The sequence below is a fragment of the Streptomyces sp. NPDC002403 genome, assembly GCF_053593015.1.
On the sequence record NZ_JBSFBQ010000029.1, the window covers coordinates 1 to 16562 of the forward strand.

At 69.2% G+C, this 16562-nt stretch carries 16 protein-coding genes; 9 read left to right on the forward strand and 7 right to left on the reverse strand.

Going from position 1 to position 16562, the window contains the following annotated elements:
* The 5 genes from ACWCPY_RS27170 to ACWCPY_RS27190 all read right to left on the reverse strand — a co-directional run.
* Positions 1–696: MFS transporter (locus ACWCPY_RS27170; RefSeq protein WP_451269202.1), on the reverse strand; the 696-nt coding region annotated here is incomplete at its 3' end.
* Positions 693–1292: an ArsR/SmtB family transcription factor gene (locus tag ACWCPY_RS27175; protein ID WP_451269204.1), complete on the reverse strand. Its 600-nt coding sequence runs from the start codon at positions 1290–1292 to the stop codon at positions 693–695. The genes ACWCPY_RS27175 and ACWCPY_RS27170, both read right to left, overlap by 4 nt.
* A 200-nt stretch (positions 1293–1492) precedes the next feature.
* Entirely contained in the window at positions 1493–2140 is a 648-nt protein-coding gene (locus tag ACWCPY_RS27180; protein ID WP_451269206.1) for a nitroreductase family protein, read from the reverse strand.
* A 586-nt stretch (positions 2141–2726) separates the two neighbouring features.
* Positions 2727–3347 (reverse strand): class I SAM-dependent methyltransferase, encoded by a 621-nt coding sequence (locus ACWCPY_RS27185; RefSeq protein WP_451269208.1) that lies wholly within the window; start codon positions 3345–3347, stop codon positions 2727–2729.
* Between the two features lie 120 nt (positions 3348–3467).
* A complete protein-coding gene (locus ACWCPY_RS27190; RefSeq protein WP_451269210.1) occupies positions 3468–4391 on the reverse strand; it encodes a LysR family transcriptional regulator in 924 nt (307 codons plus the stop codon).
* Positions 4392–4462: 71 nt separating this feature from the next.
* Between ACWCPY_RS27190 and ACWCPY_RS27195 the strand changes: the two genes are divergently transcribed.
* The 3 genes from ACWCPY_RS27195 to ACWCPY_RS27205 all read left to right on the forward strand — a co-directional run bounded on the left by ACWCPY_RS27195 (position 4463) and on the right by ACWCPY_RS27205 (position 6481).
* A complete protein-coding gene (locus ACWCPY_RS27195; RefSeq protein WP_451269212.1) occupies positions 4463–5116 on the forward strand; it encodes a maleylpyruvate isomerase family mycothiol-dependent enzyme in 654 nt (217 codons plus the stop codon).
* Positions 5117–5414: 298 nt separating this feature from the next.
* Positions 5415–5900, forward strand: coding sequence for an anthrone oxygenase family protein (locus ACWCPY_RS27200; RefSeq protein WP_451269214.1), 486 nt, complete (start codon positions 5415–5417; stop codon positions 5898–5900).
* A gap of 368 nt (positions 5901–6268) precedes the next feature.
* Positions 6269–6481, forward strand: coding sequence for a hypothetical protein (locus tag ACWCPY_RS27205; protein ID WP_451269216.1), 213 nt, complete (start codon positions 6269–6271; stop codon positions 6479–6481).
* Between the two features lie 93 nt (positions 6482–6574).
* On the opposite strand, the gene ACWCPY_RS27210 is transcribed toward ACWCPY_RS27205, so the two are convergent.
* Positions 6575–7696, reverse strand: coding sequence for a substrate-binding domain-containing protein (locus ACWCPY_RS27210; RefSeq protein WP_451269218.1), 1122 nt, complete (start codon positions 7694–7696; stop codon positions 6575–6577).
* 446 nt (positions 7697–8142) lie between these two features.
* On the opposite strand from ACWCPY_RS27210, the gene ACWCPY_RS27215 reads away from it, so the two are divergent.
* The 6 genes from ACWCPY_RS27215 to ACWCPY_RS27240 all read left to right on the forward strand — a co-directional run bounded on the left by ACWCPY_RS27215 (position 8143) and on the right by ACWCPY_RS27240 (position 15316).
* On the forward strand, positions 8143–9363 hold the full coding sequence (locus ACWCPY_RS27215; protein ID WP_451269220.1) for an extracellular solute-binding protein: 1221 nt from the start codon (positions 8143–8145) through the stop codon (positions 9361–9363).
* Positions 9360–10316: a carbohydrate ABC transporter permease gene (locus ACWCPY_RS27220; protein WP_451269222.1), complete on the forward strand. Its 957-nt coding sequence runs from the start codon at positions 9360–9362 to the stop codon at positions 10314–10316. The genes ACWCPY_RS27215 and ACWCPY_RS27220 overlap by 4 nt, the downstream gene beginning before the upstream one ends.
* Positions 10313–11218 (forward strand): carbohydrate ABC transporter permease, encoded by a 906-nt coding sequence (locus tag ACWCPY_RS27225; RefSeq protein WP_451269224.1) that lies wholly within the window; start codon positions 10313–10315, stop codon positions 11216–11218. Before ACWCPY_RS27220 ends, ACWCPY_RS27225 begins: the two co-directional genes overlap by 4 nt.
* 32 nt (positions 11219–11250) lie before the next feature.
* On the forward strand, positions 11251–12231 hold the full coding sequence (locus tag ACWCPY_RS27230) for a hydroxyacid dehydrogenase (RefSeq protein WP_451269226.1): 981 nt from the start codon (positions 11251–11253) through the stop codon (positions 12229–12231).
* A gap of 214 nt (positions 12232–12445) precedes the next feature.
* A complete protein-coding gene (locus tag ACWCPY_RS27235; protein WP_451269228.1) occupies positions 12446–14422 on the forward strand; it encodes an outer membrane protein assembly factor BamB family protein in 1977 nt (658 codons plus the stop codon).
* Between the two features lie 42 nt (positions 14423–14464).
* Positions 14465–15316 carry a heparin lyase I family protein gene (locus ACWCPY_RS27240; protein WP_451269230.1) on the forward strand — a complete coding sequence of 284 codons (852 nt, stop codon included), beginning with the start codon at positions 14465–14467 and terminating at the stop codon, positions 15314–15316.
* Between the two features lie 215 nt (positions 15317–15531).
* Here ACWCPY_RS27240 and ACWCPY_RS27245 read toward each other — a convergent pair whose 3' ends face one another.
* Positions 15532–16425: an aldo/keto reductase gene (locus ACWCPY_RS27245; RefSeq protein WP_451269232.1), complete on the reverse strand. Its 894-nt coding sequence runs from the start codon at positions 16423–16425 to the stop codon at positions 15532–15534.
* Positions 16426–16562: the final 137 nt, after the last annotated feature.

Here is a 16562-nt window from a genome sequence, read left to right on the forward strand (position 1 = left end):
TGCTGCCCTCAGGGGTGGGGGGGCGACAACCCACACCCCGCCCCGGGCTCTGGCACGGTGGGGCCCACCGCCTCCTTCGACGTGCCCGGGAGGGGATTCACCGAGCGGGATCCGCCCTATCAGAAAGGCGGACGCCGCATACGACAAGGCATCGACAACGACAGCGACGGGCGCGGTCAACGCTTGGACGAGACCGCCGCCGACCGCCGGGCCGACCACGTGCGACACCGACCGACTGGCACTGAGCTTGCTATTGGCCTCGACGTAGGACGAGCGGGGCACGAGGTTGACGAAGAAGGGCGGGTAGGCGGTGTTGAAGAGCACCGCCGCGGCGCCGGTCAGCACCGCCACGGCATACAGCTGACCGAGGCTCACCGCATCGAGCAGGTACGCGACGGGGAGGCTGAGCAGCACCGCACCGCGCACCAGATCGGCGAGGACCATCAGGCGGCGTTTGTGGACCCGACGGTCGACCCAGGCCCCCAAAATGATCGCGAGCAGATTCGGGATCCAGATGAGCGCGGTCAGCCACGCCACTTGGTCGGCCGAGGCGCTCAGCGCTGTCACGGCGATCAGTGGCAGTGCCAGTTCGGTGATCCGGTCGCCGAACTCCGAGATCGACTGCCCTGCCCAGAAACGGCGGAAGCGCCGGTCACGCCAGAGAGATATCGGGCCGCCCGCCTCCGGGGCGCTCACAGTGTTCCGCCCGCCTGCTCCTCGTCCTGCTCCGGCAGGGCATAACGCATCAGTTGGACGCCGCGGCTTCCGGCCGGACGTTCGGCAGGGTCGCGTGTCACGTAAGGGGCGAGCACCCGCTCGATCTCGTCCTGAATCGCCGTGAGTTCCTCCACCGAAACGACCACACGGGTGTCGGCGAGACCGGCAGCCCCCTGCCACAACGGGTCCAGGCCGGGTTCGACTTCGGCCACCCACCTGCTTGGCAGATCTCCGTAGCGCACAAACATCTCCCGTGACAGCGCCCGCGCCGCCGACCTGCCCTCCTCGTCCTCTGGCGCCTCGAACCGGAAACCGCGCGCCACCGCCTCCCACCGCCGTTGCCGGCGGTCCTGTCCGGGCTCGGCATCCCGGACCAGTCCGAAACCCGCCAGGTGCCGCAGATGCCAGCTGGTCACCGAGGGGGTTGCTCCCACATGGGGCGCGAGTTGCGTGGCCGTCGCAGGCCCGTGCCGGTGCAGACGGTCGAGGATCGCCAGTCTCACTGGATGTGCCAACGCCCGCATCGCCTGCGGATCGGTGATCTCGATATCGCCTAGCCGATTCCTGGAATCCATGATGTGAGAGTGTCCTCTCGTATAATGTGAGAGTCAACTCTCACATTGAATGTACTCGCGCTCGTCATCCCTCCCGGGCCTGGACACCTCACCCCGGGCAACGACTCCGGTTCCCGGGGGGAGGTGCCGGCCCCGCCCGCTTCTCGCCGCTCCGCGAGCGACAGCCGTGCTGACGCGGGCGACAGGGGCTCGGTTCTCCGCTACCACTGTTCCCAATGCAGGACCTGCTCCCGAGGAATCCGACCGGCCGGCTTGAAATCGGTACCGATGGTGAACGCCAGCGGAATGAAGGCGGCGAGCATCACCTCGTCATGGGGTACGCCGAGCGCGTCGGCGAGTTCCGCTTCCCATGGGCCCTGCGCCGTAGTCCACACGGTGCCCAGCCCGCGGGCACGGGCGGCGAGCATGAAGCTCCACACCGCCGGGAGGATGGACCCCCAGGTCATGGACTGGTCGAGCACGGAGGCGCCTTCCGTGCGGCCTTCGATGGCCGGCACGACGAAGGCGGGCACGCGGTGGATGTTGTGGTGCAGGTGCCGCAGGCCGTCCGAGATCCGTTCCATGGAGCCGGGGTGGGCGAACATGCGCGGCAGGTCCCGCTCGGTCGGAGGTTGCCCACCTCCGGTCGCCAGCGCTCGGCGGAAGATGTCCCCGACGAGGCGGCGCCGGTCGGGGTCGGTGACGACGATGAAGTGCCAGCGCTGCCGGTTGCGCCCCGTCGGCGCCTGCGTGGCCAGATCGACGCACTCCTCGATCAGGGACCGTGGGACCGGACGGTCCAGGTCGAGGCGCTTGCGCACCGCGCGGGTGGTGGACAGGAGTTGGTCGGGGGTCAGGTCCACGGTCACTGGAACCTTCTCGGCGTCGGCTGATGTGGTTGCGGGCGGGATTCGTGTACGGGTCTGGGCCTCGTGCGTGAAGCGGGCGCGCAGGCCGATGGAAGCGAGCGCGGCGCGGAGCGGTGAGAAACGGCCGGTCGCACCGCAGGAGCAGCAGGGTTCCGGCTGCCTGGATCGGCATTCCGACCGCAGCCGGACCTTCCACGCACTCAGCCCCACGGAGCGGGGGCAGCTCTCCAGCATCCTCGGCAAACCGCTTCAGCGCCCCTGACCGGATCGGCCCGGGCCTCCAAGGAGCTCCGACGCATTGCGCTCAAGGGGGGTTCAGAGTGTCGGCCGTCGGTGGCGAGCTCAAGTGGTCAGCGCGTCACCGCTGTTCAGGAGGGCGGCGTATGCCTCCGCCGGAGTGCGGTAGCCGCGGATCCTGCGCGGGCGATCCGCGCAATGGGGCGACAGGTCCGGCGACCAGCGCCTTCACAGCGCGATCGGAGACCTCCCGCCCCCGGGTACGAAACGAACCACTGCGCTCGACTCCAGCCCCGACCGGCGGCTGGAGTCAGCGCGTAGAGCCTCCGTCGATCCCGGATCCGTTCATTCAGCAAGCGCGTCGCACGGCGGCCCAGCTGCCCCATCCGGCATCGGCCTCGACGGCCTGCCAGTCTCCAGGCAGGGCAGCGACGACGTCTGCGGCGGGCAGGTGCAGCGGACCGTCCTCGCCGAGTTGGTTGATCCACAGCAATACGCCGTCAGGAGTCAGTACGCGGGCGGTCTCCGAGGGAAACAACAGCATGTCGATCGCGGCGACGACCGAGACCTGGCCATCGGCCAGCGGGAGGGCCGTGGCATCCGCACGCACACGTGCCGGTGAGCGTCCGGCAGCTCGACGCAGCATCTCCTCGGAGAGGTCCACGCTGATCACGCGGCGGAACACACGACGGAGCAGTTGGGTGAACAGGCCGGTTCCGGAACCCAGTTCCAGACAGACGCCCTCGGGGAAAGGACCGCCGCGGTCCAAGGCATCACGCAGAGGCTCGTCCCGGCCCGTGGCACGGGTGGTGTCCCACTCATCGGCCAGCTGATCGAACTGAGCGGCGATGAAGCAGGCTGTCGCGCCGTCCCAGGAGCGGCGATCAGCGGCCAGGTCACGGGCAAAAGCGCGGAAGACGTCAGCGGTCCCCGCCGGTGGGATCGGCTTGCCGGACGGGCTGGGCCACATGCGGGGCAACGAGGTAGGCACAGGCATATCCCAGCACGCAGGTTCCCAAGAACGGATCGGCTCTGCGGTGGACAGGCGAGCTACACCCCAGGGTGGAGGCGGAGGCTCAGCCCTGACCGGTCAGTCGGTCCCTGGCGCGGTGAGACTGGTGCGCAGCAGGTTCAGGAAGACGGTGGCCGCGGGTCCGGAGGGACCGTCTGTCCGCCAGGTCAGAGCGACCCGGCCGCGCAGCCGTGGCTCGGTGATCTCCAGCGTCCTTAGCCCGAAGGCTGACGCGGTGTCGGCGGACAGGGCCGGAACCACTGCCACGCCGAGGCCGCGGGTGGCGAGCTGCGCGAGGAACAGTGGGGCGGCCGCTTCGAAGGCGATGTGAGGCTGGAATCCCGCCTGCGTGCACGCGCGGTCGAGTACCCCGCGGATACCTGTGCCACGTGGCAGGCAGATCAGTGGGCGACCGCGGAGCTCGGCCAACGTCATGCTCGTGCGGTCCGGGGAGGTGAGAGCGGGGTCGTCCGGGGCGACGGCTGCGACCAGGGGCTCGTCGACCAGGACCTGGAGGGAGATGCCCGGTGGGGGCTCCTCGTCGGCGAGCCCGATCACGGCGATGTCGAGTTCCCCCCGGTGCAACGCGCCGAGCATCCACTCCGAGGTGTCCTCGGTCAGCGCGATCTCCACCTGGGGGTGGTCCGCGTGGAAGCGGGCCAGGATGGCGGCCAGGTCGAACTCCTCGGCTGCTGCGGCCGCCCCCGAGACGAGGCCGAGCGTGACCTGGCCGCGGAGCAGCCCGGTGAACTCGTCGGCGGTCTGGCGGACCGCCTCGACGGCGCTGATCGCGGCCCGCGCGTACGGCAGCACGGCCTCGCCCACCTCCGTCAGGGTCACCGACCTGCCGGAGCGGTCGAGCAGCAGATGCCCGAGCTCCTTCTCCAACTGCCGGACCTGGGCGCTCACTCCTGGCTGAGCCAGGTGCAGCCGGGCAGCTGCGCGGGTGAAGTTGGCTTCCTCCACGACCGTGACGAAGTACCTCAGCTGCCGAATGTCCATAACGAATCATTCTAGTTGTGAGACATCCAAACTATTGGACTTATGGTGGGCCTGTCGAGAGCCTTGAAGCCATGGGGAACACGACACACCGCAGGCCGGCGGCGGACATCAGAGCCGCGATAGCGGCCGAACGCCGGGAGCTGGCAGCCATGCTGGATGGTCTGTCGGCCGAGGAATGGGACGCACCGACCCTGTGCGGGGGATGGCGGGTACGGGAAGTCGCGGCCCACATGACGATGGGTTTCCGGTACTCGCTCGCCAAGACGGCATGGGAACTGATCGGATCGCGAGGCAATCTCCACCGGATGACCGATCGATGCGCCCGCAAGGACGCGGCCGCCCATTCGACGCATGAGCTCGCCGCATTGCTCCGAGACAACGCGGACCACCCCTGGAGGCCGCCGGTCGGCGGGATCGAGGCGGCCCTGGGCCACGACGTGATCCACGGCCTGGACATCACGGTCGCACTGGGCCTCGACCGCCGGGTTCCCGAAGACCGTGTGCGCATCCTCCTGGGGAGCGTCAACGCCAGGACGCTCAAGTTCTTCGGAGCAGACCTGGGCGGCATCGAACTCCGCGCCGACGACCTCGACTGGTCCTTCGGCACCGGAACACCTCTGTCCGGCGCCGCGCAGGATCTCCTCCTGCTCGCGTACGGCCGGCGGCTTCCCCCAGGACACCTCCGTGGCGAACCGGGCGGCCGCTTCCTCGCTGCGCAGGAGTGACCGCGGCACCCCCGGACGGTCACCGGTACACCCGCCGGACGACGGCGACACCGCAGGCAGCAACCCGCTCCGCCCTGCACGCCTTGCAGAACCAGTACGAGCTGAAGTCGCCCGAACCCATGCAGCGGACAGCCGGAGAACTGTCACGTCGCGGCAGTCACCGGCTGCCAGGCGGCCGGACCCACGACCGAACACGACGACCGCCAGTAACGGACCACAGGTCCGGTGCGTGTCCTCCACCACTCAGGCTTGACCGGGCCTGACCCCCACAAGCACCTATGCACTGGAGCCAACGAACATGCGCGTCCGACTTCTCCTGGGCCTCGCCCTGCTCGCCACCGGACTCCTCGCCGGCGCGTTCGGCTACGGCGCGGCCAACCTCGTCCCCACCTTCAACGCTGTACCACTCGACATGCGGCTGTCATTCCACGCCGAGCTGATGAAGATGAACGGCATCACCATGCAGACGGCGATGGCCGTGTCGACGCTCAGTTCGCTCACCCTCGCGGCCCTGACACGCGGCCGCGCCCGGCTGATCGCGGGTACGGCGGGGCTGCTGACCCTCGCCTCCTTCCTGATAACCCGGTTCGGCAATGTGCCGATCAACGGCCGGATCAAGGAATGGGCGCTCACCTCGGCCCCGGCCGATCACGCGGAGATCCTGCGACGCTGGGAACTGTTCAACGACCTGCGCACGCTCACCGCCCTCGCCGCGTTCGTTCTGCTGATCACCCTTGCCCTCAGGCGGCCGGCCGACCACGCCGCTCCGGAGAATCAGTCGTAGATCACCCCGGCCCGGCCGCCGTCGCTCGCCTGACACGACCAGGTCGGCAGCCCAGGAAGCCGTGACGACTGCGTTCGCTGTCAGACCGCCTCGGGTGAATGACAATGCTGGGTGACAGCGGACAGCGGACAACGGGGCCGGGAGGCGCCCCGATCCGCGGTCGGGTCCGCCGCTCCCTTCACCTTCGGGACGGCCTGGCTCACCCACATCGCGCTGAGGTGTGCCCTGGGATACGGTCTCCGCTCGTCCTGACGGGACCGTCACATCCGGTCAGATATGCGCCCACCCCCGTTCGTGGACCTGCCGCGTGCACCGGTGCTTCCCCACGGCGCGCTGGGCCATGACGAGGCGTGCGGCCACCTCTGCGGATGGGGGAGTACCCCCGCGCTGCGGGGACACCGGGACAGGCATGCGAGCTGCGGGCATGGCCAGTCGTTCTGTGTCTTCGCGCCCTGGGTACTCACCGCGACGACTACGCCGGCATCGACGTCGGCATCGCCGGCCATGAGGGCCATGACGTCATCGACATCGCGGGGTTGTGCGCGGTTCACGAGGTCGAGCGGCAGTTCATCGACGAGTAGTGGCTCGAATCGTTCCGGGGGCGTGAGTGGAATCCCTACGACGGCCGGCGAAGGCCTGCGTGGTGTGGTCCTGCGTGACGGTTGGCGGACGGCTCACCAGCCGACTGGTGCCGAAGCGGTCCCGGCGCTCCCGCAGGACGCGCGGACGACCAGAGTGGGCCACAACTGCACGCGGTGCACGGGGCGTTCGGTCGGGTCGGCCATGCGTGCCAGGGCCATCTCGGCCGCGACCGAGCCGAGCCGGTGTTTGGGCGGGCGGACAGCAGTCAGCGGAGGGTCGGACGCCGCGGCGACTTCGTCGTCGTACGAGACGACGGCCAGGTCCTCGGGGACGCTGAGCCCCCGGTCGCGGGCGCGCTCCGTCAGGCCGATGGCTTCTCTGTCGGAGTGCACGAACAGCGCCGTGACCCCCGCGTCGTGGCAGCGGCGCAGCACGGCGTCGTACGCGTCGGCCCAGCCGGGGGACCCGTAGGCGGGTACGTCGAATTCGAGGTCGTCACAGCCGGGCAGGCCGAGGGAGACGACGGTCTCCCGCCATCCTTCGAGCAGGGCCTGGGCCGTGGGGCTGAAGCGGGCGGTGATGAAGGCGATCCGGTGGTGTCCGAGTGTGACAAGGTGCCGTACCGCCTGGCCTGCCCCCAGGCTGTGCGCGGTGGTTACCGCGTCCAGCGGCAGTGTGGGCAGTGCCGGTGGCGGAAGACGCTCGACCAGCAGGACCGGGACGGTGAGGCTGCCGAGCCAGCGCAGGAGATCCAGGCCGGCCTCTCCGGTGGTCGTGGGGGCGATCAGCAAGGTGCGTGCACCGCGGTCGAGGAGTGCGGAGACCTGCCGCCGGTCCTCCGCGGCGTCGTAGGCGGAGCCGCGGAGCACAAGTCTTCCGCCCGCGGCGGCCACAGCCGCCTGGGCGCCCTGGATGACGGGCGGCCAGTAGAACTCCACCGTGGGGACCACCATGCCCACCAGGGCCTGACCGGGCAGCCGCCCGAAGGGGGAGGAGGCAGCGAGGGCCCGCTGCTCGGGGTGATGACCACGGTGGGGCTGGGTGACCCCGCCGTGCACGCGCCGCACCAGTCCCCGGTCGGCCAGGATCGTGACGTCCCGCCGGACGGTCACCGCGGTCACTCCGAGCCGTGCGACCAGATCGGCCAGGCGCACGGTGCCCTGCTCCCGAACAGCGGCGAGGATGAGTTCCTGCCGTTCCGAAGCCAGCGTCATGCAGTCGCCCCCGCTGTTCTGGTGATCGTTTTGCTTTGTTCAGCTTCTCTTCGCCGGTCCTGTTCTATCGCATCGTCCCGGCGGCGCGGAAGGCGGAGTCGCCGCTCATCCCGCACTCAGGGCCGGTCATCAGGCACTTCGATGGAAGACCGGTCACCGTCGTGCGGCCCGGTGCGTCGTTCGCGTCGGAGTTCGGTTCCACCAAGGATCTTCGTTCTCTATCGATATTGATCGTTTTCTTTCGCTTCCGTTGACCAGGAATTCGTCCGGCGCTGAAGTGTGCGAACAGCTCGCTGCGCGAAAGGAAACACATGGTGCTCGGCATTCCACCCGACGCCGCCGGCGGAGAAGGCGATTCTCGGACGCACTGGTCGAGGAGGTCGCTGCTGCGTACCTCCAGCGGCCTCGGCGCCGCGCTTCTCGCAGGCGGCACTCTCGGCGGTTGCGTGAACGCGTCCTCCGGAGCCACCCGGGTGCGCCTGTGGTCCTGGCTGACCGGGATGGACCGGTACGTCGACGCGTTCAACTCCGCTCAGCGCGACATCCACGTCGAACTGAGCGTGATCGCCGCCGGAGTCGCGGGTGGCTACGCACAACAGACCAATGCCATCCGCGCACACAACGCCCCCGACATCCTGCACGTGGAGTACCAGGCCCTGCCGCAGATCCTGACGACCGGCGGTCTGCGCGAGCTGACCGACGACATCGAGGACCTCGCTGACGGCTTCCTGCCCGCCGCCTGGCAGAGCGTCCGTCCGGACGGACGCACCTGGGCCGTACCCATGGACTTCTGCCCGATGGCCTTCTTCTACCGCAAGGACCTCTTCGACGACGCGGGAATCCGGGTGCCCCGCACCTGGGATCGGTTCCGGCAGGCCGCCTCGGCCGTCCGCAGGGCCGACCCGGCCGCACGGATCACCACCTTCCCCCTCAACGACGGCGCGTTCCTCGCCGGGATGGCCTGGCAGGCCGGGGACCCGTGGTGGCGGATCGAGGAAGGCGCCTGGCAGGTCGGCATCGACCGCCGGGGCACCCTGCGTACCGCCGGCTACTGGCAGGACATGATCAGCTCCGGTCACGTCGGCAGCGACAGCACCGGCACGCAGAGCTGGACCGCCGCCATGCACAAGGGCGCACTGTGGGGGCTCCTGGGCGCGACCTGGAGTGTGGGGATGCTGAAGAAGTCCCTGCCCGAAGACACCGGTCGCTGGGCCGTCGCGCCGATGCCCACCTGGGGTGACGAACCGGCCAACGGGGTGCACGGCGGTTCCGCCTTCGGGATCTCGGCCGAGAGCGACGTGCCCGAGGCAGCCCTGGTGTTCCTGCGATGGCTGAGCACCGATCCCGCCGTTCCGCGGATCGGGGCGACAGTCACGTTCCCTTCGCCCGCCTACCGGTCCAGCAGGCGTGTCGCCCGTGAGGCGTATGACGACTCCTACTTCATCGGCGAACCGGTGTACGACGTGCTGGACGGAGCGGCGACCCGTGTACCCGCATGGACCTGGGGCCCCAACGCACTCAGCGTCTTCTCCGCCGCCGCCGACGCCCTGGGGCCCGTCCCGACCGGAGCGACCACGATGCCCAGGGCGATGCACCGCATCCAGTCATCCGCCGTGACCAACATGCGGACGCGCGGTCTGGCCGTGACGAGCGAGGCCCGGACATGACCACGACCACGACAACAACTGTCACTTCCTCCCCGACGCCCACGCCCACGCCCGCGCCTGCCGTCGTGCCCGCGGGCCCGTTCCGGAGGAAGAGCCGCCGGGGCCTGTCCGGCCTCGCGCTGGCCGCGCCGTTCGCACTCCTGCTGCTGTGCACGGTGCTCGTGCCCATCGGGTACGCCTTCTGCCTCAGCCTGTTCACCGACCGGCTCTCCGGGCTCGGCTTCGACGGCTACCGCGAGGTGTTCACCGGCTTCGACAACTACGCATCGGTCCTCGGCGACCCCGCCTTCCGGGACAGCGCGGCCCACGTGGCGCTGTACGCGCTCGTCCACATCCCGGTGATGTTCGCAGGTGCCCTGATCATCGCCCTGCTCCTCGACTCCGCCGCCGTACGGCTGCGGCAGATGTGGTCACTGGCCGTCTTCCTGCCACACGCGGTGCCCGGAGTGATCGCCGGACTGATCTGGGGCTACCTCTACAGCCCGGGCATCGGCCCACTGAACGGCATCCTTCCGCTCGACCCGCTCAGTGACAGCGGTGTGCTGCCCTCCATAGTCAACATGGCGACCTGGCAGTGGATGGGCTACAACATGATCGTCTTCTACACCGCGCTGCAGACCGTGCCCCGTGAAGTGCTCGAAGCCGCACGTGCCGATGGCGCCGGTGCCATCCGCACCGCGCTGTCCATCAAAGTCCCCATGATCCGACCGACGCTCTTCGTCGCGCTCGTGTTCACCACGATCGGCTCGCTCCAGCTGTTCACCGAGCCACTGGTGCTGCGGACCTTCACCGGCACGGTGACCAGTACCTGGACCCCCAGCCTCTACATCTACGAAGCGGCCTTCATCAGCAACGACTACGGGCGTGCCGCCGCCGCCTCCCTCGTACTGGCAGTCGCCTCGGCCCTGCTCTCCGCGCTGGTGATGCGCCTGTCCGCCCGGAGGTCACGATGACCGCACCCACGACGATGCCGAAAGCCGCGGCCGCGCCACGCCCCGCCACGCCCCGGCGTCCCTCCCCGTCCCGTTGGACTTCACGAGGCGCCGTCCACGGCGTACTGCTCCTCGCCGCGCTCTACAGCGTGCTGCCCCTGGTGTGGCTGGCGACATCGGCCACCAAGTCCGTCGGCGACTTCTCCACCAGCAGTGCCTTCGAGTTCGCGGACTGGAACCTGTGGAACAACCTTCGGGATCTCTTCACCCGGGAGGACGGAGTCTTCCTCCACTGGATCCGCAACTCCGTGCTCTATGCCGGTGCCGGAGCCTTCCTGGGCGCGCTGATCTGCACGGCGTGCGGCTACGCGATCGCCAAGCTCGACTTTCCCGGACGGCGCGCCCTGTTCGCGGTGACCCTGGCCGGCGTCCTGGTGCCTCCCACGGCTCTGGCCCTGCCGCTGTACCTTCTCGCCTCACAACTGCGACTCGTGGACACCTTCTGGGCGGTGTTCGTCCCATTGCTCACCAACCCCTTCGGCGTCTACCTCGCACGGACCTTCGCCGAAGCGGCCGTACCCGACGAGGTCCTTGAGGCGTCACGGCTCGACGGGGCCGGGGAACTGCGCACCTTCGTGAGGATCGCCCTGCCGGTGATGCTGCCCGGATTCGTCACCATCCTGCTCTTCCAGTTCGTCAGTATCTGGAACAACTTCTTTCTGCCCTTGGTGATGCTCACCGACCCCAAGCTGTTCCCCATGACCCTGGGGATCTACCAATGGGGCACCCGTGCACCCCAGTTCCCCGACTACAACCCCCTGGTCATCACCGGATCCCTGCTCGCTGTGGTCCCGTTGATCGTGGCCTTCATCGTGCTGCAGCGTCAGTGGCGCAGCGGCCTGTCCGCCGGGAGCGTGAAATGACCGCCGCGCACAGGCCCGAAACACTCCTGCTGATGAGCCGTCGGTCCCGGGAGATGCAGTTCGGCCCGGAGGAACTGGCCCGCCTGCATGCCGCGGCCTGTCTGGGTGAGCCCCTCGCCGCCGAGGACCTGGGCTCCGACCGTGTTCTCGCGCGCCTCGCCGAGACAGAGGTACTGATCACCTCATGGGGCTGCCCGGTGCTGGACGAACCGGTGCTGCGTGCTGCTCCCAGGCTGCGCGCCGTCCTTCATGCGGCGGGATCCGTACGCGGTCACATATCGGCTGCCGTGTTCGACCGCGGCCTCCTGGTGACCACGGCGGCCGACGCCAACGCCGAACCCGTCGCCCAGTACACGCTTGCCGCCGTGTTGTGGGCATTCAAGAAGGCGCCCTTCCTCGCCGCAGACGCACGGCGATTCCGGGAGGACTGGACGTACCGGGACGGCCGGGGAGAACTGAGCGGGCGCGACCGTACCGTCGTCGTGGTCGGTTTCTCCCGCATCGGCAGGCGAGTCACCCACCTGCTGCGCACCCTCGGTCTCGCCCGTGTGATGGTGGTCGATCCTGTCGTCGACCCGGCGGAGATCGCTGCGGCGGGGGCCGAACCGGCCCTGCTGGAGGAGGTGTTGCCCCAGGCGGACGTACTGACTCTGCACGCGCCGGAGCTGCCCGCGACCCGCCACATGATCGGAGCCGCGGAACTGGCCGTGCTTCCTCCCGGCGCGGTACTCGTCAACACCGCCCGAGGCAGCCTGATCGACCACACGGCGCTCGAAGCCGCCTGCCGAGAGGGCCTGCACGCCGTCCTCGACGTGACCGACCCCGAGCCGCTGCCGGCCGCCAGCCCCCTGTACGACCTGCCCAACGTGCTTCTCACACCGCATATCGCCGGCTCGCTGGGATCGGAGACGAGGACCATGACCGCCGCGGTCCTCGCCGAACTCGAACGTTACGCCGCGGGTCTGCCGCCCGTCTCACCGGTGACCGCGCGATCCCTGGTGACACAGGCATGACCACCGAGGACGACCGCGGCTCCGCAGCAGCGCGGACCACCCTCCCACGAGGGCCGCCCACAGCCAGCGAGTCCGCCCGCGACCCGGCACCGATCCCCAGCGACTCCCGGTGCCCCAGCTGCCGCCCGCTCACCGGGACGGGCAGCACCCCCGCCACGCACTCCGCAGAACACCGGAGGAAGTCATGCCCCACTCCCATCCCACCCGACGACACGTGCTCCGGACAGGAGGTGCGGCCGGCCTGGCCGCGGCGCTCGGCCTCGCGGGACAACCTGCTGCGGCCGCCGACCGGCTCACGGTCCGGATCACCGATCTCGGTCCCGCCGTGGTCCAGTTCTCGCTCATGAGCGCGGTACTGATCGGCGACACCGTGTACATCGGCTCACGGAACATCGACCCCGTGCGCGTCATCGCCCTCCACCTGCCGACCCGCACCGTGGTGGCCAGGACCGATCTCACCAACGGCCACTCCGTCCAGGCCCTGGCGGCCGACCCGACCGGCAGGTACCTGTACGCAGGTGTCCTGCAGAAGGCGGACGTGGGCAAGCCCAACCTCTTCCGCTGGGACCTGACCGCGCCCAGCACCCCCGCCGAGGCGATCGGCCGCATGGGCGACCGTGACGTGCGGGCCCTCTCCGTGGCGCCCGACGGCGTTCTGTACGCCGTGGGCGGCGGCTCCGAGACGGCTCCCGGCCTGTGGGAGTGGGACCCCAAGACCCTTGAGGTCCGCAACGCGGGCACCCCCGGTCCCAAGGGCACCCTCGTGCGTGCGGTCGCGGCGACGGGCACGACCGTGTTCTTCGGTGCCGGAACCACCTTCAACGGAGGCGGCGACACCGGCAGGGCCACCCTCTACGCCTATGACCGGTCCGCGGGAACCTTCACCTCGGTCGCGCCCCCGGAAATGGAGGGCGACCCCAGCATCCGGGACCTGGCGGTCATCGGCGACACACTCGTCGTCGGTTCCGCCGCGTCGAAGGAATCGGCGAAGGTCGCCCTCATGAACCTCGACGACCTGTCCTCCTACACCGTGGCGACGTCCACCGGCACGGTCGCCAAGTCGTTCACGGAGATCGACGACACGGTGTACTTCGCCGGCGAGGACGGCATACACGCTTACGACAAGCGGACCGACACCATCGCTCCGGTCGAGTTCGACGGCCCGGACCTGGGCGAGATCTGGGGCGTCGACAGCCGGGACGGAAGGATCGTCGTCACCTCGGCCTTCGGCTTCGTCGCGGAGATCGACCCGGGTGCGGGCACCTCGGCGGTCACCGACCTGGAGGGTGCGGGCGCCCCCCGGACGCCGCAGCTCGCCATGGGCCTGGCCGCAGGCGACGGCTACGTGTACGTCGGTGGGACAGGCACCCTCGCCCGTCACTCGCTGCGCACCGGCGAGGTCGTCAACCTGCGCGCACCCGGCGAGGCCAAGGACTGCGTCGTCCACGGCGGAGCCCTGTACACCGGCCAGTACAGCTCCCAGGGCATCTGGCGCTACGACCCCGATCACGACAAGCAGATGCGCCGGGTGGCCGACTTCCCCCATGAGCAGAACCGGCCCCTGGACGTCACCCTCGACCGGACGAACGGCCTCGTGCTCGTCGGCGTGCAGTCCGACACGGAGGGCGGCGGATCGCTGTGGACGTACCACCCGAGGACAGGCCGATCCCGGTGCTTCGTCGATCCCGTCGACGCAATGCAGTGCGTGCGCGGGATCGCCAGCCAGGACGGCGTGGCGTACCTCGGCGGTGACAACACCCTCGCCACCGGGCCACGCAGCACCGTGGTGGCGTTCGACCCCGTCCGCGGTGAGGAACTCTGGCGGATCGACCCGCAGCAGACGGCAGGCACGGCCGCTCTGGCGGTCAGAGGACGACACCTCTACGGACTGTCACGCAAGGGCGGCCTCTTCGTCATCGACCTCCGTCGGCGCACCCTCGTGCACCGGGCGGACATCAGGGAGGTCTGCAACGGGTTCGCCGCCCTGACGACCAACCGCGGTGTGGTCTACGGAGTCTCCGACACGACCGTATTCCGCTTCGACCCCCGCACGTTCGCCGTCAGCACCGTCGTTCCCGCAGTCAACGGCAGTTGGTACAGCGGCTCCCACCTCACCAGCGACGAGGCCGGCCATCTCTACACCATGCGGGGCCGCAACCTGATCCGGATCACCGACAGGCCGGGCCGCTGACCGTACGGCAGGTGAGGAACGGCTACAGGGAGAGAGACGGGAATGAACAGGAAGACGATGGTGCGGGCCTCGACCGCCCTGGCCCTGGCGGGGACTCTCGGCGTGCTGTGTCCGAATGCCGCCGAGGCAGGCCAGGACGGGCCGAAGCGGTCCATGGCGCAGCAGTCCCGGAGCAGTACGCAGTCCACACGGCTCGACATCGACTACAAGGACGGCAGCCTCGATTCAGGAATCCCGGAACTGACAACGACGCACGCCACGGCGCAGGACGCTTCCTTCGTCGTCAAGTCCGGCGACGACTACGCCGTCACGCACAAGGTGACGCTCGGAGATCCCGGCTACGAGTCCGACGGTGCCCCGCGCAGCGAGAGCGCCACGAACAACGTCCCCCAGGGAATATTCCATGTGGGCGACGTGCGCCGGTACGAGTTCAGCGTCCTCCTGAAGGACTGGAAGACCTACGAGCCCGGCGATTCGGAGAGCGGCGACATCATCTTCCAGGGGAAGCACGCCGGTGGGAACCATCCGTCCTTCTACCTGATGGCCAAGCGCAACAGCATCGCCTTCCGGTCACCCACGCTCGAACTGCAGGCCGATGTGGTCGACGACTTCCGCTCGTACATCAACCGGTGGATGAGGTTCCGCGTGGACGTCCGCTGGACGGACGACAAGACCGGTTACTACAGGATCTCCGCCCGTCTGCCCGGGGAATCAGGTTTCACCCTGCGCAGGACGTACGAGAACGTGCAGACCTTCCACCCCGAGAACCCCACGAACTTCGGCTACATCAAGTGGGGTCTCTACCGGCCCGGCCAGAGCATCGCGAACGGAGATGTACCGACACGGGTCATGCAGCACGACAACATCACCATTCAGGATCTCGCGGGCGAGTGAGCCCGAACGGGGCGGGCTTCGGCCCGCCCCCATCGTCCCCCTGAGGGAGGCATGGTGACCGGGCGACCGAGCGGCGCACCTTCGAGAACGACCTGATGCACTCACAGTCGATCGCGGTATCGATCGACAGTATCCGGGCGAAGGGGGACAAGGGCCCCGGAAACCGGAACCCGTCGCTTCGGACGTACCGGCCGGGGCCCGTTGCCGTCCGGCAACTACCCCTCCGTGAGGCGCGTCATCTCTTCCTCCGAGAGCCGCAGCGTGCCGGCCGCCATGTTCTGCGCGAGGTGGTCGGGATCACCGGTGCCCGGTATCGCCAGTACGTGCGGCCCCTGCTGCAAGGTCCAGGCCAGCCGGACCTGCGCGACGGACACGCCGTGCGCACGGGCGACGGCGCACACCGCCTCGCCGTCACGGGCGGCAGGACCCGCCTCGCGCCCGGATCCGGCGATCGCGAAGAACGGGACGAAGGCGAGGCCGAGTTCACCGCAGAGCCGCAGGAGGGCTTGGTCCTCGTGCGGCGCACCGATCCCGTAAGGGTTCTGCACGCAGGCGACCGGGGCTATGGCCAGGGCCTCGGTCAGTTGCTCGGACGTGACGTTGGAGATGCCGAGGTGGCGGATCAGCCCGGCATCGCGCAGTTCGGCCAGCGCGCCGAAGTGCTCGCCGATCGAGCCGGTCCGCCGACTCGGTGGCAGCCGCAGGTTCACCACGTCCAGGTGATCGCGGCCGAGTTGGCGGAGGTTCTCCTCGACCTGGCCGCGCAACTGTGCCGGTGTGGCCCACCACCACGCGCCAGAGGGGTCGCGGCCCGGCCAGACCTTGGTGGTGATGACCAGATCCTCAGGGTACGGCGCCAGTGCCCGGTTGATCAGCTCGTTGGCGGAGCGCGTCGCCGAGAAGTAGTACGCGGCGGTGTCGATGTGGTTCACGCCGAGCTCGACCGCCCGCCGGAGCACGCCGATCGACCGCTCGCGGTCGCGCGGCACGCCGCGGTCGAAGGGCTCGGTACCGGTCAGGCGCAACGCGCCGAACCCGACGCGGTTGACGGTCAGGTCACCGAGCTGCCAAGTGCTCGTGGGCGCTGCGCTGTTCGTTCCAGGGTTCATGACATGGATCTCCTCTTGGAGGCCGGTATCGAGGATCGGATGGGCGGCGCGGCGCATTCAGGGCACACGGCGAGTGAGCACCGTCGAAGCGCAGCCACCAGTGCCGGGGCACGCTGGACCCGGACACAAAAAAAGCC